The sequence below is a fragment of the Paenibacillus sp. Root52 genome, from assembly GCF_001426865.1.
Classification (GTDB): domain Bacteria; phylum Bacillota; class Bacilli; order Paenibacillales; family Paenibacillaceae; genus Paenibacillus.
Map to the genome: position 1 here is coordinate 623,037 of NZ_LMFO01000023.1, position 21,212 is coordinate 644,248.

General features: G+C 41.5%; 17 protein-coding genes. 13 read left to right on the forward strand and 4 right to left on the reverse strand.

The genetic code is table 11. The annotated features are described in order from the left end of the window. Position 1: 1 nt before the first annotated feature. From ASD24_RS20665 to ASD24_RS20675, 3 genes are read right to left on the reverse strand one after another with little or no spacing between them, the layout of a single operon-like run. Positions 2–238: a hypothetical protein gene (locus ASD24_RS20665; RefSeq protein WP_056699819.1), complete on the reverse strand. Its 237-nt coding sequence runs from the start codon at positions 236–238 to the stop codon at positions 2–4. Positions 239–247: 9 nt separating this feature from the next. Further along, positions 248–1,453 carry a Ger(x)C family spore germination protein gene (locus tag ASD24_RS20670; protein WP_056699822.1) on the reverse strand — a complete coding sequence of 402 codons (1,206 nt, stop codon included), beginning with the start codon at positions 1,451–1,453 and terminating at the stop codon, positions 248–250. A gap of 18 nt (positions 1,454–1,471) precedes the next feature. Then, on the reverse strand, positions 1,472–2,995 hold the full coding sequence (locus ASD24_RS20675; protein ID WP_442952599.1) for a spore germination protein: 1,524 nt from the start codon (positions 2,993–2,995) through the stop codon (positions 1,472–1,474). Between the two features lie 212 nt (positions 2,996–3,207). On the opposite strand from ASD24_RS20675, the gene ASD24_RS20680 reads away from it, so the two are divergent. The 9 genes from ASD24_RS20680 (at position 3,208) to ASD24_RS20720 (ending at position 13,941) form a co-directional block, all read left to right on the forward strand. Further along, entirely contained in the window at positions 3,208–4,140 is a 933-nt protein-coding gene (locus ASD24_RS20680; protein WP_056699829.1) for an ABC transporter ATP-binding protein, read from the forward strand. Further along, positions 4,133–4,876 (forward strand): ABC transporter permease, encoded by a 744-nt coding sequence (locus ASD24_RS20685; RefSeq protein ID WP_056699832.1) that lies wholly within the window; start codon positions 4,133–4,135, stop codon positions 4,874–4,876. The genes ASD24_RS20680 and ASD24_RS20685 overlap by 8 nt, the downstream gene beginning before the upstream one ends. A gap of 6 nt (positions 4,877–4,882) precedes the next feature. Next, entirely contained in the window at positions 4,883–5,608 is a 726-nt protein-coding gene (locus ASD24_RS20690; protein ID WP_056699835.1) for an ABC transporter permease, read from the forward strand. After that, positions 5,601–6,344, forward strand: coding sequence for a LytR/AlgR family response regulator transcription factor (locus ASD24_RS20695; protein WP_268795347.1), 744 nt, complete (start codon positions 5,601–5,603; stop codon positions 6,342–6,344). Before ASD24_RS20690 ends, ASD24_RS20695 begins: the two co-directional genes overlap by 8 nt. Positions 6,345–6,503: 159 nt before the next feature. Then, positions 6,504–6,722 carry a plantaricin C family lantibiotic gene (locus tag ASD24_RS31530; protein WP_056699840.1) on the forward strand — a complete coding sequence of 73 codons (219 nt, stop codon included), beginning with the start codon at positions 6,504–6,506 and terminating at the stop codon, positions 6,720–6,722. Positions 6,723–6,867: 145 nt separating this feature from the next. Then, positions 6,868–10,035: a type 2 lanthipeptide synthetase LanM family protein gene (locus ASD24_RS20705; protein WP_056699843.1), complete on the forward strand. Its 3,168-nt coding sequence runs from the start codon at positions 6,868–6,870 to the stop codon at positions 10,033–10,035. Between the two features lie 94 nt (positions 10,036–10,129). Continuing rightward, entirely contained in the window at positions 10,130–12,274 is a 2,145-nt protein-coding gene (locus ASD24_RS20710; protein WP_056699845.1) for a peptidase domain-containing ABC transporter, read from the forward strand. A 30-nt stretch (positions 12,275–12,304) separates the two neighbouring features. Next, a complete protein-coding gene (locus ASD24_RS20715) occupies positions 12,305–12,994 on the forward strand; it encodes a response regulator transcription factor (protein ID WP_082560485.1) in 690 nt (229 codons plus the stop codon). 215 nt (positions 12,995–13,209) lie between these two features. Beyond that, positions 13,210–13,941, forward strand: coding sequence for a sensor histidine kinase (locus tag ASD24_RS20720; protein ID WP_235540712.1), 732 nt, complete (start codon positions 13,210–13,212; stop codon positions 13,939–13,941). A 129-nt stretch (positions 13,942–14,070) separates the two neighbouring features. Here ASD24_RS20720 and ASD24_RS20725 read toward each other — a convergent pair whose 3' ends face one another. Further along, positions 14,071–14,727: a DedA family protein gene (locus ASD24_RS20725; RefSeq protein ID WP_056699851.1), complete on the reverse strand. Its 657-nt coding sequence runs from the start codon at positions 14,725–14,727 to the stop codon at positions 14,071–14,073. A 239-nt stretch (positions 14,728–14,966) separates the two neighbouring features. On the opposite strand from ASD24_RS20725, the gene ASD24_RS20730 reads away from it, so the two are divergent. From ASD24_RS20730 to ASD24_RS20745, 4 genes are all read left to right on the forward strand, one after another. Then, entirely contained in the window at positions 14,967–16,283 is a 1,317-nt protein-coding gene (locus ASD24_RS20730; protein WP_056699854.1) for a polysaccharide deacetylase, read from the forward strand. 80 nt (positions 16,284–16,363) lie between these two features. Then, positions 16,364–17,356 carry an AAA family ATPase gene (locus ASD24_RS20735; RefSeq protein ID WP_056699857.1) on the forward strand — a complete coding sequence of 331 codons (993 nt, stop codon included), beginning with the start codon at positions 16,364–16,366 and terminating at the stop codon, positions 17,354–17,356. Further along, positions 17,353–18,639: a DUF58 domain-containing protein gene (locus ASD24_RS20740; protein WP_056699861.1), complete on the forward strand. Its 1,287-nt coding sequence runs from the start codon at positions 17,353–17,355 to the stop codon at positions 18,637–18,639. Before ASD24_RS20735 ends, ASD24_RS20740 begins: the two co-directional genes overlap by 4 nt. Beyond that, positions 18,626–20,938 carry a DUF4129 domain-containing transglutaminase family protein gene (locus ASD24_RS20745; RefSeq protein WP_056699864.1) on the forward strand — a complete coding sequence of 771 codons (2,313 nt, stop codon included), beginning with the start codon at positions 18,626–18,628 and terminating at the stop codon, positions 20,936–20,938. The genes ASD24_RS20740 and ASD24_RS20745 overlap by 14 nt, the downstream gene beginning before the upstream one ends. Positions 20,939–21,212 lie beyond the last annotated feature (274 nt).

Below are 21,212 nucleotides of genomic sequence, written 5' to 3' on the forward strand. Positions count from 1 at the left end.
GCTAAGTACCGGTCATCCGCGCCAAAAACTGATTGATTGGTTCGTATATCCAAATGATGAGCTTTAGCGGACTCGGAAATTCCCATAGATTGACCGCAATGACACTGAATGTGATACCTGCTAGCAGTAGAACGCTATATACTGCGGTTTCTTTCCATTGCTTACTCTTAAAGAGTGTAGGTAGGTCAATCCAGCCGATGATAATTCCAATCACTACCGCTAAAATTGAGAGCACCATATGATATTGTCACTCCTTTAGCTCATTTTGGAATGAGTCATCCAATGTTCCCACACGTCTGATTTGTGAATTGGCTTCATATCTAACTTCAAGATCTTCAAAATGTTGATCCCAATTGTTTTCTACTTTTTTGAAGTATTTAGGATTAGACTGATATATATCTTGTCCGAATCCGAAGATATCCACATGGAATTTGCGTCGCACAGCATTGACCGAATTCTTCATTAACTCAACGAGTCGCTCCTCTGACAGCTTCTCTAATTCATGGATGGCTGTCATAGAGCCAATCTGGAATTTACATTCCACCGATCCAATGGAAGAGACGTTTTTAACTTTAAGATTAATGACAGGTTCACCGTGCACAAATTTTACTTTGCGATCGGTAGATGTGCGGAGTGTCTTCATCGTTACTGTGCCCTCCGTCTTTGGACAATCCACATGACCTACGGTCGTTTTGACATTGCCACGGACATAGTTGAATCCTTTGGATTCATTTTCGGTCAACCAACCGACCAGCTTGTCCTTATGGAAAACGGCGAGTCCTGTTGTATTGAGGTGTGCAGGCACGAGAATACTTTCGATATTGCTTTGTTCCCCGCTTTTACTATGATCTCCTATAACCTGCACTCCAGTAATCACTGGCTGTATACCTGGGGATAACATCGTATCCATTAGCTCGTCTCCCGTTACTGTAGTTGTAGGCGACCAGATCTTGGAAGAGACATCTAGCGAATTGAATAACTTTTCGGCAGGAATGTTCTCAAGGGGTGTAAGCAGATCGAGAACGTTGGAAGCTTGGGTCTTCCTTGCCACCATAACGTAATAATCAGGACGAACGGTAGGCTCACGCATGAGTGCTTCCATAACATCATATATTCCTTCTTCACGCGCATATTCTTCTCCAAATACAAGTATGCGGACATGTGACATGAAGATCCGACGTGGACTTGTTTCGGTCAACTTCTGAATGGCTTCTAATATGGAGGCTGCTGTAGCCTGGTACTGAGTGACCGGTGTTCCTCTTCCGCCACCGGATTTGGAGGAGATCTCGCTAGGTACAACAACTTGGGCACTAACCTTTACTTTGTCGCCATCCTTGTCTATACCAAGACCAAGCATAATGCCAAGCTCGTTAAGCTCCTGACGATCCCAACATCCAGTTAGAAGAGGGAATATTACAAGGATGCAGGATATAAGGCGTAAGGAAGTCTTCATGTCATGTTCTCCTGACTATCACTGTCTTTTCTTTTTTTTGGGAGGCTGTCTATTGATGTTCGGTGATTTTGTAGATTGTGGGCGAGTCCTCATATTAGGCCAAGGTACCCGGAACAACGTATCTTTTAAGTCACTCTGAATGAAAGGGGCAAAAGGTGACATGTACGGTACGCCGAATGAACGTAGTGTGCACAGGTGAGTCACGGTAATTAACAGCACAATTAAGATGCCGTAGAAACCAAAGGCAGCCGACAAAATCATCAGAACGAAGCGTAAAATTCGGACAGAAATAGATAGACCGTTCTCTGGGATGACGTAACTTGAGATTGCGGTAATGGAAACGATAATGACCATGGCTGCTGAGACGACCCCAGCATCAACCGCAGCCTGACCGATAACCAGTGTACCTACAATGGAGACGGCCTGACCGACCGTTTTGGGAATTCGGATACCGGCTTCTCGCAAGATCTCGTAGGTTAATTCCATAAGCAATGCCTCAATGAACGCTGGGAAGGGGACACCTTCTCGCTGTGCGGCTAGGCTGATCAGTAGATTGGTCGGTAACATCTCTTGATGAAAGGTCGAGATGGCAATGTAGAAGGATGGAGCCAACAAAGCGATAAAAAAAGCCAAGTACCGAATCATACGGATCAATGTGCTAATATCTGCCCGCTGATAATAATCCTCGGGAGATTGAAAGAAATGTACGAACAAGGCCGGAACAAGCAGTACAAAAGGTGTACCATCCACAATAATGGCTACTCGACCTTCAAGCAGTGCGGCAGCTACAGAATCGGGTCGTTCACTGTTATAGACCGTCGGGAAAATGGTGCGTGTCTCATCCTGAACAAATTCCTCGATATATCCGCCTTCCAGAATGCCATCAATATCGATCTCATCCAGTCGTTTTCTAAGTTCCTCGACGACATCATTGTTAACCGTATCCTTGATATAGAGCACAGCGATTCTTGTTTTGGTGATCTGTCCAATTTCTCTTTCTTCAATCCAGAGGCGTGAATCCCGTATTCTTCTACGAATCATCGCTGTATTGGTACGTAAATTTTCATTAAAACCTTCCATTGGGCCACGGACAACAGTCTGTGATATCGGCTCGCCAACAGAGCGATCTTCCCACCCGGCAGCACCAATCTTGAGACCACGCACGGAGCCCTCAATCAACAGGATGGCGAAACCTGCAATCATCGCATTTAATACATCATCCATGTCCTCAATAAGTAATACTTCACTAGCGGCAAGAACATCATTTTGCAGGTAAATGAGATGTTCATCATCTGCTGAAAAATCAGGGAGTTCCCGGCGCTGCAGCAAGGATTCAAGAATAGCCTGATTTAAAATTTGTACGTCAACGAGCCCATCGATATATAGCAGAACGGCAGGCCATTTGTGCAAGCATTGGAAAGGTCGGATCATCAGGTCATTGCTGTTTCCCATCATCTCTTTGCAGTACTCTATGTTTTGACTCAGATTCGGATTGATATGCTGCGTTGTATCATGACTCTGCGCATCGATGCTCATATTCATATCCCCCCAGTACAACCTTTATTTTCAAAGTAGTATGACCTGGATGAATACAGATTATGACAACAAAGTGAGGGAAATTAGCCTGCGTTCTTACGCTGGTTCTGTAATGGACATGTAAAGATAAAGAATCACTAGAAAAATGCAAGCTTATAGCTCAAATGAGGTGATATTCTATAAATTACCAAGTGGCATGAAGGGAGCTGAATTTTTTAATGGATCATACAGCAATTCGAATTACAAATTTAACGAAGAAATACAATGAACAGACCGCAGTAAATCAGGTGAAAATTGAAGTGAAACAAGGGCGTATATATGGTTTACTTGGCAGAAATGGCGCTGGTAAGACGACGATTATGAAAATGATGATGGGACTTGTTAAGCCCGATTCAGGAGATATCGAAATTTTAGGAGAAAGGATAGGAGGATCTTCTAAAGAGCGTAAGCGGCTATATTCACGAATTGGAGCGATTATTGAAACGCCAGGTTTCTATCCGAACTTAACAGGAACAGAGAATATGGAGATTTTCGCCAAGTTACGTGGCACTGTGAGTAGAAATGCTGTCAAAGAAGCACTTGATATTGTGGGACTTCCTTATAAGGACAAAAAATTATTTGCGAATTATTCATTAGGGATGAAGCAGAGATTAGGAATAGCTAATGCGATAATGCACGATCCTGAATTACTGATATTGGATGAGCCTACGAATGGTCTTGATCCGATCGGTATTGCCGAAATGAGGGATCTAATAAAAGAGATGAGTAGTATAACAGGAAAAACGATATTTATATCAAGTCATATTTTATCCGAAATTTCGTTATTAGCAGATGATATCGGGATTATCCATAACGGCATTCTTTTAACCGAAAGTAGCTATGCAGAACTGGAGAAGAACAATACTAAATATTTCTTGCTCAAGGTATCCTCTTCTGCTCAAGCAGCTAGAGTATTAGAGCAAAAACTAGGTCAACTTCATTATAGTGTGGATGATGATCATACAATTCGATTATTCGACACACAGACCGATATTGCTCAAGTGAATAAAGCTTTGATGCTCAGTGATATAGATGTGAGTGCCTCCCAGCTGTGTAATGATACGCTGGAGGATTACTTCAGAAAAATCACTGGAGGTGAGGGGATTGCATAACATTGTTCAAGCTGAATTCATGAAGTTGCGGCGTAAAAAGCTGCTGTTGGCGGAAATTTTGATTGCTTGTGTAATGCCTGCCATTGTGACTTATTATGCTGCTAATATTTCTAGAAATGCCTCATTTATGAACAGCTTTACTGATTTTTATAAATTAAGTCTAGGGTATATGAGTTTATTAATTTTGCCAATCATGCTAGGCATTTTAGCCACAATGATTTTCTCAGATGAATATAAATATAACACGATGAAGGAACTATCCAGTGTTCCAGTTAGTAAATATGAAATTTTAATCTCGAAGATAATTACTTTATTTGGTATTTCGCTTAGCATCATGATGCTGACAGGCGTATTAATCACTATAGGTGCTCTCGTTGCTGGAGGCTTCCCAGATGTCAACTTTACACTTATAGTCAGATTGTTTGCATTGTGTCTATATAGTGGATTGCTCACACCACTTGCGATGCTACCCATTGTTCTTATAATTACAATTTCTAAAAAAGGGTTCGTACTTCCTATTTCTATTAGTGTTGCTTATGTATTTTTTGGATACATTGCGGCCTCATCATTAGTCGGTATTCATCCCGTGTCTAGCGCTATGAATGTAATTTGGTATAACAACTTCGAAGGGATTACCATCGAGGGGAGCATCATAGGGTCTTTTCTCAATATTCTCGTAGTATCCTTGCTATGCCTGGTGGGTTCATTGATGGTATTAAATAAGCAGGAAGGATAGATATGTATGCTCTTTAGTGTTGAATTTAATAAGTTAAAAAGAACCCGATTGCTTATGATATCAGTCATTACCATCGTATTAGTAGCATCAATTATTGTTCTTCAAGGACTAAGATACTTTCAAGGCGAGAGATACATTAATACGTTGGGATGGCTTTCCGAAGGCACATTATCCTTATTTACTTATTACATTTTCCCACCGCTATTCTCGTTAATGGGTAGCTTTATCATTTATAGAGAGCTTCAGCATGATACATTAAAAAATCTTCAGATGATTCCATTATCAAATACAAGGCTTATGCTGGTAAAAATATTGGTTGCGTTTTGTATTAGTCTATTGATGACAAGTGTGCTATTCCTGTTTGTGATCTGTGCGGAGTTTATATTTAACCGTGAATTGATGACCATTCCATTTGTCATTACTAATTTAAAGCAATATATACTGCAAGGAATTGGCTGTTTTGTGGCTGTTACCCCGATTATAACCATTGTAACAGTGTTAAGCAGGGGATACTGGATATCAGCAGCTATTGCAATGGTATATTCATTCATTGGTGTATTTACTACAAATTCATCTATTCACAGTATGTATCCCATATCTGCTATTTTTGAGATATCAGGGGCTCGTTCTGTTACACCTAGTGAGTATTTTACGGCATTAAGTAGTCTGGTTTGCGTATTGTTACTTAGCTTGCTCTTTGTGTGGTTGCCATTAAAAAAAGAGGGTGAATGAATTGTTATCCATAGCAGTTTGTGACGATGACCGGTTAATGGGAGCACGTTTAGAACGTATTTTTAACCAAGCTAGTTACGATTTACTTATAGATATCAAAGTAGAAGTATTCCTCTCAGGGATGGATCTTTGCAAGTATTTAAGTAGTGGAGAAGAAATAGATTTAATTTTCTTAGATATCGAGATGGAATCAATGAATGGAATAGAGGCGGGAAAAAGAATCCGTGAGCAAATGAATAATAATACTGCTCATATCGTTTATATGTCTGAAAAAGAAAGCTACGCTATGCAGTTATTTGCTACCAGACCGTTAAACTTTTTAATTAAACCACTCCAATATAGAAGTATTTTAAGTGTACTCAGAACATCTATTTCTCTGTTGAGCTTAGGTGAGGAGTATTTTGAATATAAAATAGCAAGTCATAAGTATAAAGTTTGCTCTGAGCAAATTATGTATTTTGAAAGCAAAGGAAAGAAAATCAACATTGTCCTAGTTGATGGTGTTCGCAGTTTTTATGGGAAGTTGTCGATAGTTGAAGAACAATTAAATAATCGGCAATTTATTTCCATTCACAAGTCATACTTGGTCAACCTTAAGTATATTGTGGAGACCCATTACGATTATTTAATGATGGAAAATGAAGTCGTCTTGCCAGTCAGTAGAAAAAACAGAAAAACAACTCGTGAAATACTGTTTAAAACGAGCTACGAGTTACATAAACAGAATTCGAAATGATTAAAATTTAAATAAAGTGACCTATTATTCCTAAAAAAGTGCTTAATTTTCCAAATTAGGGTGTTTGATACATTTCGGTTGTACAATGTGAATATCAACCGGTTTACGATTTGTAACCACCCTAACTAATTAATTTCTATTTAAGAGGAGATGTTGAATATGCACAAAAATATTCTTAGAAATCCATTGAAAAGAAATGCAGAATTCGAGAATCCAGCAGGTAATATCATGATCGAACTAAGTGAAGCGGAATTAAATAAAGTACATGGTGCAGCAAACAGCCCAAACACATACAACAGCTGTTATTCTAAACAAAAATCATGTGGTAATTTCTGTACCTTTACGACAGAGTGTCCTTTCTTAAGCTTCTGCTGCTAGTAACAAGGGGATTTAATCAATCTTAAACATTGATGTACGAATACTAGTTAGGGTGGCTACAAGTTGTAAACCATTAGTTAAATATTAATTTATTTTTAATCTTGCATTGGAGATCATTTTTATAGAACCTTGAAGGAGGTCAGACATGAATACCATTTTTGAGAATTCAAGCTATATTAGAGAAAGAAAATACAATAAAGTTTCTTTCAAACCAGACCAGCAAGTTTACGATTATTGGAAGAATATATTAGGAATAGAAATCATCGATTACTTAAAAGATAACGAAAAATTAAATATAGATCTGTTGTATAGCTCGGAGGATTTTACTACAGAATTGCCAAATTATTTCGAAGAATTAAACGAGATTCACAATGCTTATTTGATGGGAGAGCATCATGTAGTGCAGCTTCCATCTTCGTTTTTAGAAAGTGAAGATATCGTATTTAAGCCTTTGTTTGGCGATTTACTAAAGTTAGGGTTGTATTGGTTTGATAAGAAACTTCACTTGTGCGGAAGTACAAAATTTTCAAACCATGTTGTGAAAGAAAGTTTTCTAGGTACTCTCTTTGCCAAGCTATCTAATATATGTACAAGATCACTTATTTTCGAGATGTATATTAGTAAAGAAGAGGGGACACTTCAGGGAGAGAGCTCTGGTGAGGAGTATGAGTATTACTTAGAAACATACCTAAACGATAAGGATTACGTGGCTCAATTATTATCCATCTATCCTTGTTTGTGCAGGTTGGCACTTGAGAGTATTAACATTGTTATTTTTAATTATGTAACGATCCTAGAACGTTTAGATCAAGATACAGATCTTATTATTAATGAAATGTGTGAGGGTAAAAGCTTTAGTGGAATTGATAAAATGAGCTCTAGTTTGTCTGATTCACACAAAGGTGGTAGTGCGGTATACAAAATTGAATTAGATAACAACATCAAGTTAATTTATAAGCCACGTTCTCTGCAAGCAGAAGAAGCATATCAAATTTTTGTTCATGATATAGCTAAGAACTGTAATACGACAATGCTCAATTATAAGATAATTAATAAAGAGCAATATGGCTGGGTAGAGCAAGTGGAATATAGCTCATGTTCCTCTTTAGAAGCTCTAAAGCGTTACTACTATCGGTTTGGGATCTCAATTTTTGCAAATTATATTTTGCATACAAGCGATATCCATTTAGAAAATATCATAGCCTCTGGTGAATTCCCTGTTCTTGTTGACTTGGAAACCATTATGGATAATCGACCAGAAACACTAGATGAAACGGCATTAGATGCTGTGTACTCTCAACTTTCTGATTCGGTACTCCATTCGGGCATGCTCCCACATCATAGTTGGGGGAAAAATGGAGAGGATGGCATTGATTTAAGTGCAATCAATGGAGTGGAGAATCAAGAGCTGCCTATTAAGGTTCCACGACTGGTAGATTTGCAAACTTCAGCCATGCACTATGAGTATGTTAATCCTACAACATCAACTAATAAAAATTTAGCTACGCTTGAAGATGAATTCATTTCACCTTCTAAGTTTATTGCTGAGATTATTGAAGGATTCAAAGTAGCGTACACATATGCGATGGAGAACAAAGGTAAGATTCTAGAAAAATCAGCTTTATTTGAAGAATTAGAGCTGCGACACATTGTTAGGGAGACTCAACACTATGCAATGATGCTTCATGCTTCCTATCATCCTGACTTTTTGCAGAATGGTCATGCGAGAGAGCTCTTCTTAAAATGTTTGTACAAGTACATTGATATCACTGACCAAAGAATGATTAAAGTTACAAAATATGAGTTACAAGATCTTCTTAAAAATGATATTCCTTATTTTTATTATAATTCTTCTCAAAGAACACTTTACAGTTCTACCCATGATGAAATTTTAGATTATTTTGAATTTAGTAGTATGGACAAGCTACGTTATAAAATTCAGAATTTAAGCGAAGACGACCTGAAGCAACAAACTTTATATATTGTACTTTCTTTATACACTCAAGATAAAACACAAGCTTTAACGGAGAACCATCACTACAGTTTATCAAGCTCTGTCCAAGAGCCAGACATGGTTCTTGATCATTCAGTCTACATGGAAGCCGCAAAAACGATTGCAAGAGATATTATGAAGAAGGCGATTTACAACAGGGATATGAATGATGTTAGCTGGATTAATATTTCACTGATGGGCACATCTAACACGATGTGGAATATAGCTCCGATGACTTTTTATCTTTATGAAGGAATTGCTGGTATTGCAGTGTTTATGAATGCATTAAAAATGATGACTCACGATGGTGAGTATGATTTAATATGCGAAGCGCTCGACCAAACTTTATTTAAATATTCTAATACTGTAAAAGAAAATCTAGTTATGTTACCTAGCCAAAGTAATGGTGCATTTTCTGGTGAAGCTTCGTTGATGTACACTTTTGAATTGTTGTTTTCTATAACTGGTAATGAGATTTATTTAAATTATGCCAAACAACATTTTAAAATTGTGGACTATTTGATTGAATTTGACGAGAGTTATGACTTAATGATGGGTAGCGCAGGAACAATTCAGGTGATCTTAAATCTTTATGAAATAACAAAAGAAAAAAAATACCTTGAGTCCTCAATCCGAGCTGGGATGAAGCTACTGAAACATAAAATCCAACTTCCTGAAGGAATAGGTTGGCTCCCATCAGAAGCCAGCAATCCTTTAGCAGGATTTTCACATGGTTCTACTGGAATTGCAATGTCCCTACTAAGACTATGGAAATTCACAAATAACGAAGAGTTTCTTCAAGCGGCGGTACATACATTGGATTATGAAGATGTTTTATTTAATCCAACAGAACAAAATTGGGGAGATAAACGAGTATTTGATGGTCAACCTAATGATGAGCTGGGTATATATCCTGTTGCTTGGTGTCATGGTGCAAGTGGGATTTTATTAGGGAGAATGCAAATGTTAGAGTGTGTTCCTTCTCATATGAAAGCAAGGATCGAAAAGGATATCTTGATTGCGGCTAACACAACAATATCAAAAGGATTTTGTGGCGATCATTCTTTGTGTCATGGAGATTTAGGGAACTTGGAGATTTTACTTCAGTATGCAAGTTATTATAATAAGTCTGATTTATTAGAGTTATGTGGAAGTGTGAGTGGAGAGATTGCAAGCGTGATTAAACAAGGACAGTGGAGATGCGGCTTGCCTGACTCTCATGAGAATGCCAGTTTTATGGTGGGCACTTCTGGAATAGGTTATTCGTTGTTGAAAATGTATAAGCCATCGTTACCCTCTGTAATTGGAGTCAGAATTTAAGACTAAATATGGTTATATGGCGACCGCCTCATGAATTTGGATTTCTTGAGTAGGTCGCCTTTTATCTATACTAAATTAGAGGCGTGTGACCTTAATGATGAAAAAAATGAGACTGATTCGACAATTAGGTATGACTGATTGTGGTACTGCATGCTTAACGATGTTGTTTAATTACTATCACTATCGTTCAGATATAACAAAAATATCCTTAGGCGCTAATGTTGGTAGAGATGGGGTTTCCTTGGAGGATATGAAACTCATTTGTGAACAACATTTCTTCAAGTTCAAAGCTTATAATTATGCTAATAATGAGCAAAATTTAATTCAACATTTGCCGGTTATTATGTGTTCCAAAGAGAACCATTATGTCGTTATAGAGAAGAGAACAAAACACGGTTTTCATGTGTTAGATCCTGCAAAGGGAAAAAAAATACGGTCATTTTCAGAAATCGTTAATCATTTTTTAAATATTATTGTAGTAATACGACCAAGTGAAGATAGGAAACAACAGCCCTTACCGAAATCAACCGAAATGAGATTTAAAATAGATTGGTTTAAGATGGTTGTTAGTATCTTGCTAACCGTTGCTGCACAGTTAATCGTCTTAATTATTCCAGGTATTATACAGAAAATAATAGACGTCTTAAGTAAGGACAGCACAGAGCTTAACGTTTACAGCGTCTTAGGTGCGGTTCTATTGATTGCTGTGGCCTATTTTGGTGTTACTTGGTTACGAAAGCGTTTAATACTTCTGATTCAAAACGTACTGTACAAGGATGTTATTCTCCAAATGTTGAAGAAGGTATTTAAAATTGATACTCGTTTTTTTGAAGGTCATACATCTGGAGACATTGTTAATAGATTCAATAATGTCAGTATGATTAATGAGTTTTTGTCTAGTGTGATGGTTACCGTTAGTATTGATGTTATAACTGCAATTGTATGTGGAATTGCTATGTTTAAATATTCAATATCGTTATCACTTGTTGTATGCATTGTAACAGTAGCTCAACTGTTGATTATTATGCTGCTCAATGGAAGAGTACAAAAGAAAACAAGTGCATACATGGCTAAACAGGGTCTTTTACAAGGTGAATTATTTAACATGGTGAACAATATAATCCAAATACGAAACATGGGAATTGAAAAGATTATGTTTGATAACCTCGATCAGGGTTATTCTGAAACAGTATTGCTCCATAAAAAAAGGACACAAACAAGTGATCTTATGGAGTCAGCAATCAGCTCTATAAATATAGTAACTTCGCTGTTGTTGTATGCTGTTGGAGGAGGCTTGGTTGCTTCTGGCGACTTATCTCTTGGACAATTAGTAGGATTCATTGCATTGTCTGCTTTTTTCATTAATCCGATTCGTGCATTGTCAACGATGCTACCACAGCTTAGTACACTTAAAGAGGTATTCATACGTGTCAAAGAATTGCTTAATTACAGTGATATTACACCTTCTGGCACGGTTAAAGTGAATGACTTTGAAGTGATGGAGTTCGCGGATGTAAGTTTTAGTTATTCTCCTAGAGATTTATATAATTTGAAAAATATCAATCTAAAAGTAGTATCAGGACAAAAGGTTGCAATTGTTGGTAGTTCAGGCAGTGGAAAAACAACAATTACGAAGCTGATCATGAATGTTCTACACAAATATGAAGGAATTATATCAATTAATAAGCATAATATTTTGGAAATTGACAAAGAGCATTTCTATCAAAAAGTTGCCGTAGTGACACAGACCCCCTTAGTAATTAATGGTACAATTAGAAGTAATATAGATTTTGCTGGGAATTTGACCAATGAGCAGATATATGATGCTTTGAAGAAGGCAGAGATGGAAGACGATGTAAAAGGCTTTCCTCTACAGCTAGAGACAATCATGGGTGAAAATGGGCAGAATCTCTCTGGCGGACAAAAACAAAGAGTTGCAATTGCAAGAGCACTTGCTTCAAAACCTTCGGTGATTATTTTTGATGAGGCAACAAGTAATTTAGACCCTATTACTGAAAGGAAAATATTTGCTAATTTAAATGATGAATCTGTTACTTTGATAATGATTACACATCGACTAAATGTTCTTCAAAAGGTGGATCATATTTACGTTCTAGATCGTGGAGAAGTTGCGGAGCATGGAACTCATGATGAATTAATGAAGAGAAAGTCGTTCTATTATAAAAGCTTCAATGGAGTTATTAATGACGAAGTGAATGAAGGTGTGCTTATGAGGTAGGAGGGGATTTCCATTACACCAAATCGGGCATTGATTATAGACGATGACGTGGAGCTCTGTAAGCTCCTTAAACGCTGTATGGATAGTGACAATCGTATGCAAGTGGATTACTGCCATAATGGATCAGAAGGATTAAGTTTACTGGCTGAGCAGGACTACCAACTCGTTGTACTTGATGTCATGCTACCAGAAATGGATGGCTTTGAGATTCTTACAGCAATAAGAAGAGTAAATACTGTTCCCGTATTAATGCTCACAGCTAAAGTGGAGGAAGGAAGCAAGGTGTACGGCCTTCGACTAGGGGCAGATGATTATTTGTCTAAACCCTTTAGTATTAATGAATTTTTAGCTAGAGTTGATGCTCTTGTACGCCGATATACTGCACTAAATTATGCAATTAAACCAGAAAGCTTACAGCTAACCTATAAAGGTGGACTGATCATTGATATGCTGTCGAGGACGGTCACCGTTCATGAGAAAGCGATAACCTTAACACCTAAAGAGTTTGATTTGTTATATTATCTTGCGGCTAACAAAGGCAAGGTATTTACTAAAAAGCAACTGTATATTCAAGTTTGGCATGATCAATTTGCATTTGATGATGGCAATATTATGGCCTATACAAGTAAAATCAGAAAAAAGCTAGAAGCTGCGAATAATGAGATTAATTATATTGAAACCATTTGGGGAGTAGGCTATAGGTTTAATCCGGAGGTATGATGATGGAATTCATGTCACTAACAAATGTTATTATCGTTGTTTTAGCCCTAATCGTTCTCTACCAGTTTCGATATATCTATCGACTACGAAGTAATTTATCTGAAATCATGTTAGTACTTGAAGATATTATTCGAGGAAATACCAATCGTAGAATTATTCTATCTCATCATGATATATCAACACAGGTATGTTATAAAATCAATGAAATTGTAAAGATGAATAATGAAAAGCTAGCGGGCTTTAAGAAGGCAGAGCAATCAAATAAGCTCTTAATGACAAGTCTCTCCCATGATGTAAGGACACCACTGACCTCACTACTTGGGTATTTGGAGGCTATAGACAAAGGTATCGTTGCAGGAGAAGAAAAAGATCAATATATTCAGACTGCAAGAGCTAAGGCACAGGATCTAAAGGAGTACATAGATATTTTATTCGAATGGTTTAAGTTAGATGCTAAGGAACAAACTTTTCATTTTGAGTATTTAGACATTTATGAGGTGACACGTGATATCGTGGCAGGATGGATTGCAATTTTTGATAAACATCAATTTCAATACAGCATTAGCATTCCAAGTAATGAATTATATTTGTTTCTGGATAAAAATGCATACAAACGTATCATTAACAACTTACTTCAGAATGCGATAACACATAGTGGTGGGAGCTTGATCGAGTTAATTATGGATTATAGGAACGACCAAGTAAAAATCAAAATTAGAGACAATGGGAGAGGGATTGCGGATAAGGATCTACCTTATGTATTCGATAGGTTATATGTCTGTGATCCGTCGAGAAAATCCAAGAGCAGTGGACTTGGTTTGTCCATTGTTAGAGAATTGGTGAAAGCGCACAATGGGAAAATTTATGTTGAGAGTCAATCCGCTCAATCCACACAATTTATAGTTATGATGCCTGTGAGGACAGACATGGAGACGAATGCAAGGTAGCAGTATTTGACGATACGTATAGGTCTCGCCTGAATTGTTTTGTTAGAGTCATGTTTCAACTAAGTTTTTTATCTATAAGCTGTGACGTTGAACTGATATTTGTCATAAAAAAACAAAATGCAGACGACTTTAGTCTGCATTTTGTTTTTGTCTTTGGGGAACAGGGGTCTTTTTCTTCACATTACGTTGACTCCAGACAGTGCGGTAACGGTAAATCACTGCAATTAACAGTAAAAGTCCAACACCTGCTAGGAGGTACGCAGAGTACTGATGCGCGAGCTGAAATACGACGTTCCACTGAGGGCCGAATAATTTGCCGATGCCTAGAAATAGGACAACCCAGAATAATGCACCCGAGTAAGCGTAGAGAGCGAATTTGCGAAAAGGGATCGCAGCGATGCCTGCAAAATAACCTGTAAAGTGCCGCACACCTGGAATGAAATAGCCAATGAAGATCAGACCGTTACCATATTTACCAAACCATTTTTGCGTTTTATCCAGCTTGTCCTGCTTCAATAAAAACCATTTTCCATAGCGGGTTATAAACGGCAGTCCTGCCTTAGCTCCAATAAAATACGTGATGGTCATGCCAATTGTCGTTCCTAGAAACGCAAGGATAAGAAGGATTCCGAAGTCAAGCTGTCCTTTGTATGATAAATACCCTGCGTACGCCATCGTTGTTTCACCCGGGAAGGGGAGGGCAATGAACTCAAGTAACAATCCAAAAAATAATACACTATATCCATAGGATCCAAATAGATGTTGGATCTTCTCGAGCAATTCCAATACTTTTCACTCTCCTGAGGTTAAGGTGTGAGTTACGAACGTACCATAACTCCCGGACTGTCTTGCTTAGGATATGCTACCTAATTCATGGCAAAGAATCAATCGTAATCCATACGATACGATCCGAAAAATTATAGTGAAGAATGACGTCTTTTTTTCAGATGCCCTCCATATAATTCTAACAAATCCGCTGAAGTCTATCAGCAAATTTACTAGAAACGTTGGAGGTTGATTCATAAATGACGCAGAACATGGAATCAAAGATCAGTGTAGAAGTGGATATGTCCGTGAATGGTGCTCAAAAACATACATGTAGGTTCCCCCAATGGATGACGTTCCTAGTAAGGATGGTACTAACGATAAGTTTATTTACAACGTGCGCGGGGATAACTGACATTTCTTATGCTTCAGGTTCTAATGTACCCACTCCCAGCGAGAAAAATAATCAGAAGAAGACGGTCTATCTAAGTTTCGATGATGGTCCTGGATTGCACACTCAGGAAGTATTGGATATTTTGCGGAAAGAAGAGGTGCCAGCCACGTTCTTCGTACTTGGTGAGCAGGCACAGCGGAATCCTGAACTTATTCGAGCAATTGTAGAAGATGGACATGCTCTGGGGAATCATACATTCAATCATAATTACAAGCAATTATATAGTGATTTTAAAGAATTCTGGAAACAGATTAAACAGACAGAAGAAGTGATTCATGGAATCACCGGGCTCCGCCCTAATCTGGTGAGAGCACCAGGTGGAAGCTATGGCCACTTTGATCAAAGCTATTTTGACCTGTTGAAGCAAGGTGGATACACTGTGATGGATTGGAATGTGGACAGCGGAGATTCGAGGCGTAAAGGTGTGCCTGTGAGCGAAATCCTACGTAATGCTACCAAGGTGCCTGCTGGAACCAGCTCAGTTATTGTATTAATGCATGATGGGGGAGCGCACGCCGAAACGGTAAAAGCACTACCGGAAATTATCCGGTATTATCAGGATCAAAACTATCAATTCGATACGATTAAGGCTTCTGATCAGCCTGTCCAATTCCGTGTAAAGTCCGATGGGGCATATGCTTCTCGTAAGGCGCCCGGCAAAGCTTGGATCGCTGAGCATGTGGAACCCAATTCTGCCTTGTGGCTCGCAGGTAAGGAACTAAAGGTTGAAATAGGGATGGCGGCAGCGACCTTGCACTCAGGAGAATTTCGAATAGAGGAGCAGCAGATCATGGTGCCTTTACGAAGCTTCATGAAGAAGTTCGGCAGTAATGCACGTTGGGATGCAGAAACAAGAACGGCTACGGTAGTCTGGAAAGACCGAACAATCTACGCAAGCAGTATTAGTGGAGAATTAACTTCAGGACGATTAGGTCAAGCGGGCGAAACCGTGAAGGGGAAGGTTCGAAGTCAGGGCGGTACAACTTGGGTTCCGCTTCGAGATCTGTTAGAGCAGATGGGGCTGAGCATCCAATCCATGAAATCTAATAAATTGGAATGGACAGTGAAGGCGAACATTCCTGTAGCTGCTATAAGCAGGGGAAATCTTACAATCTACGTCTAATCTCTCTACTTCCGGGCAACACTGAAATCATAGATTACTATGACTAAGAAATGCCGATGAATGGAAGGAGACCGAGTGATATGACGTATATCCGGATAGAACATGAGCATGCGGTGGAGTTATTAAATAGAGTAATTAAACGAGTCGAGACTGCTATTATCGGTAAGAAGCGAGAGATTCAGTATGTGCTTACGGCAATGCTCGGTGGTGGACATACACTTCTGGAGGATGTACCGGGCACAGGTAAAACGATGTTAGTTCGTGCTATGGCTTCTGCGCTGGACTGTTCCATGGGACGCATTCAATTTACTTCGGATGTCATGCCAGCAGACGTAATGGGTACCTCGATATATCATCCACCTACAGGGGAATTTACATTTCGTCCAGGTCCGGTGATGTCTAATTTCGTATTGGCCGATGAGATTAATCGCGCTTCGCCCCGAACCCAATCTGCTCTCTTAGAAGCGATGGAGGAGCGCCGAGTGACGGTTGATGGCACAACGTATGCGTTACCGCGTCCTTTCTTTTTACTGGCGACGCAGAACCCGTTGCAGTTTGAGGGCACCTACCGTTTACCCGAAGCACAGCTAGACCGCTTCATGATTAAGATTGGACTCGGATATCCTGAGCCTGAACAAGAAGTAGAGCTGTTAACGCGTATGCAAAATAGAGAATCTAGTTTGGCAAGTCCACCGGTCATGCTTGCGGAAGAAGTGGTAGCCATGCAGCGGGAGGTTAGACAGGTACATGTTGATGCGGTCATTAAGCAATACCTGGTCTCCGTCGCTGTAGCGACACGCAGCCACTCATCCGTGAGACTTGGGGTTAGCCCTCGGGGCACGCTTGCTTGGATGGTTGCCACACAGGCCTTTGCCTACCTTCGAGGACGCAGTTATGTGATCCCGGATGATGTCAAAGAGATGGCGATTCCTGTACTTTCTCATCGCATTCAGCTTAAGTCCCAGAATAGAACAGAGGGTTCATGGTCACAAGAGCAGGTGATTCATGAGGCTTTGTCTTCCGTTCCGATCCCTGTTCAGTTGTCGGCACAAGGAAGGGGACGGAGGCAATGAGCACATTTGCCGGCCGTCTAATCAATACAGCCCTCATCCTGGCTTTTGGCTCCCTCTTCGTGTGGTATGGAGGCAAATCGGCACTGTTTCTCTTCGTCATTACACTTCTGATTGGAGTTAGTGGAGTGCTTATCCATGCCTGTGGTCCACGCTACATTAATATTCGCAGATCTATGCAGTCCAACCGCATGTTATCTGGTGAAACCATTCATGTGCGAGTCGAGCTGGAATTCGAGAGTCGTATTCCGCTGTTATGGATTGTGCTGTGTGAGAATACACCTGCGGGTGTGCATCGAAAGTGTTTTTTTCCAGGAATGAAGAGGCAGTTCACCTATCAATATCAGTTGTCTGGTTTGAGAAGGGGCATCTACGAATGGGATAACGGCCGATTGTACTGGGGTGATATTTTCGGCTGGAATACGATATCTGCGGAGACGAGCGGCGGAACCTCACTGAGCGTTGTACCTTCTGTCACGGTCACCGAATATGGAGAGAGCCTCGTCAACACATCTACAGTTGCGGGAGAGGGACAGCTGTCCGAGCAGAGAAGTCTACAGGGTAGCCGGGGGCATGAGTTCCGCGATTATCAGCACGGTGATCCAATGAAACGAATCCACTGGAAAAGTACAGCCAAAACCGGGAGACTTCAGACGTTTGTCCCTGAAACGATGGAATCACCATCGCTTCATATTTTGGTGTATGAAGGTCAGGCGGGTTATGCACAATCTTGGGATAATTCAAGCGAACATCCTGCTTTTGAACGAGCCGTCAGTATGGCAGCAAGGTGGATTCATCAAGCGGATATGGATAGCATTCCGTATCAACTGTGGTCAAGCGACAGAGAAGGTCTAGCTTATCAACAGACGTATAAATTTGGTGAAATGCACTCTTCTAGTGACTTGGAGCGATCTCTAGATCGGTTAGCGTTAGCAGGGATTTCCTGGGCTTCACAGGGTGGATCCAGCATGATGAAGCGGACGATGCTGGAGCATATGTCGACTGGATCGCGGGTTATTGTACTCAGTGGACGGATGGATGCGGATCTTCATCAATGGGTGCTGGATGCTGTAAGTCTAGGCATACAAGTAGAGGTGCAATTAACAGAGACAGCGAGGACAAGCCCAACAGATAAAAGTGCAGCGGATTCAAAGCTACCTGTACCTCAATCCCAGTCCGCAGCGTGGCTAGAGCAGCTTCAGCACTGTGGAGTGAAAATCTGCAACGTGGCAGATCACCCAATACCTCCTGTAGGAAAGGTGGTGGTTACGGATGTGGGAGCATAGTCCGAACCGCCACTCACGATCCAGTGAATCTATTGGAGAAGGCTTGTCATATATCAATCTGGACAACAGAACCAAAGAGGCAGAGGCAGAGCCTGTTAGGTATAGGTTGTTCATTTGCACACTGCTGCTGCTATTGTCTCTGGAATGGATCTATCCGGTGACCTCTTCGGGTCAGCAGGGAAGTGAACGTTTTTTATTGGTCATGGCTGGATTAACCGGAGCACTGCTTGTGGTCGGATTATTTCGTACCGGTTGGATTGCAGGCACACTGATTCGGTTATGTATTGCTTTTGTTGCACTATGTCTGATGTACGGCGGACAAGATCCGCTTGGATGGGGGATCACGTATCCTGAGATGCTAATGTCCGACTTGGATACCTTCATGCAGAGTGGGCATTTCTATAGTATAAGTACAGAAACAAGAGGATTCTGCATGATGTTAGGCTGGAGCATGCTGATTACCTCGGTGCAGTCTCTCGTTTTGCTGCGTCTAAGTGTCATGTTATTTGGTGGAGCTACACTGGTTTATTTGATGCTGCTGGAATCTCTGGCTGGGCTGGATGTCTACACATCCATCGTACGTTCAGTACTCTGGATCATGCTGATCCAGGCGCTGCTGCAACTTTTACGTTTATCCGGTGGGGTTACGACACCACGTTATGCGCTGAATCCTTATGGACGCTGGAGTATAGCGACTGTGCTTGCCGCCATGGCGATGATTTCTTTTTCTGGATTGCCAGGTCACTTTAGTTCAATCTCGCAGCCAGAGCGGATATCTCTAGATGAGATTGGTGAACGTCTGGCACACTGGGCAGGCTATAACTCAGGAGATAGCATTCCTGCCACAGCATCTGTTACAGGATATAGCACTGCCGATGCTCCTATGGGTGCACCTCTGACCCAGGGGGATACGGTCTTTTTCGTAGCGAAAAGTCCAGAACCGACGTATTGGCGCGGGGAGACTCGCTCATATTATAACGGCAGTACATGGAGTGATCCTGCGCAAAGTTTCGAAACGGCTAGTCCATCCGGATTACTACGTACAGATGGCTGGGAGAATCAGAACTATTGGACTCGTATACAGCAAACCGTTACGATGCAGCGGGAGTGGAAGGGGCCGAATCCGCTCTTTACGGGAGGAATGCCGCTCAATGTATCATTTCAGGATAGTGAGAGCGTTAATGAGAAAACCATGCTCTCGCTTCTGTCGAACAGGGATTCAGCGACGCTGTGGCTGTCTGGTTCAGGCCGCCGTGTATCCGTTAAACGCTATGCAGCAGATGTTATGATTCCTACAGCCGAGCCAGAGCATTTACGTCTTTTGGAAGCGAAGCAACGGAGTAAAGATCCTGCCGAAATTCGTAGAACTTACCTACAGCTTCCGGACACACTGCCCGGACGTGTGCGCTCCTTGGCAGATGAGATTGTGAAAGGGAGCGAGACACGATACGATGCAGTACATGCAGTCCAGACGTATCTGGCTAATCATGCTGAGTATACACTGGATACACGTATGCCTCCGCGTGGAACGGATTTTGTGGATGATTTTCTGTTTGTTACTAGGCAAGGGTACTGCAATCATTTCTCAACAGCGATGGTTATCCTTCTGCGTGCAGAAGGCATTCCAGCACGATGGGTCAAAGGATTTGGCACAGGGCAGCTTGACCCTAAGGTTCCGGGGCAGTACAGCATTACCCAAGGTGATGCTCACTCTTGGGTGGAAGTGTATTTCCCGGGCGCAGGCTGGATGCCGTTTGAGGCAACGCCCGGCTTTGTTATACCACAAGCGACGGCGGGAACTGATGCCGAAGCTACGCTGCTCCAGGATGCAGGGGCGCAGCCGCAACTGGATCCGTGGTCTGGTGCGAGCGCTTGGCTGCTGGCTCGCGCCCAGGCATTTGTCGCGGCGCCTTGGCTCACCGCGACGGCACTTGCGGCAGCGGCGGCATTGTGCGCCGCTGTAGCCTTCGGCGTGCGGCGGCTACGCCCCGCGCTGCCGCTGAGGCTGCTGCTGGCTTGGCCGCGCAGCAGCTTTCCGGACCGAGAGCGGCTGCTACGCGCCGCCGCTCCGGTCTGGCCCGCGCTTGCGCGGCAGTACGGCCCGCGGCCGCCGGGCATGACGCTGCGGGAATACGCAGCGTCACCCGCCGTGGCCGCAGGCACGGACAGCGCGGACATCGCGCGGTTTGCAGCCGACTGGGAACGGCTGCTGTACGGTCCAGAGCGTCCGCTGCGCGCGGACAGTCTGGACTTCCTGCGCCGGGCACTTCGGCTAGCCCGGCGGTTGCCGAGGCGCTAAACGCCAAGGTGTACGTTTAGCCGCCTGTTCACGGACGCCTCTCTTGCCTAGCGGCGAACGAGGCGTCTTTCCGCGCTAACCTTGTTGCGATGGTTAGCATTAGTTAGAGGTGCTTTTATTCAACAAGTAGGAGTGGAAGGAGCAGAAGAAGTGGAAAAATTGTGGGACTGGCTTGAACAAAAGTGCAGTTATACCATAAAAAGAAGCATTCTTTTGTTCTACATTTGTGTTGCTCATAAATTGTCGAATAAAGGAGTTTAGCCTTTCCTTGACG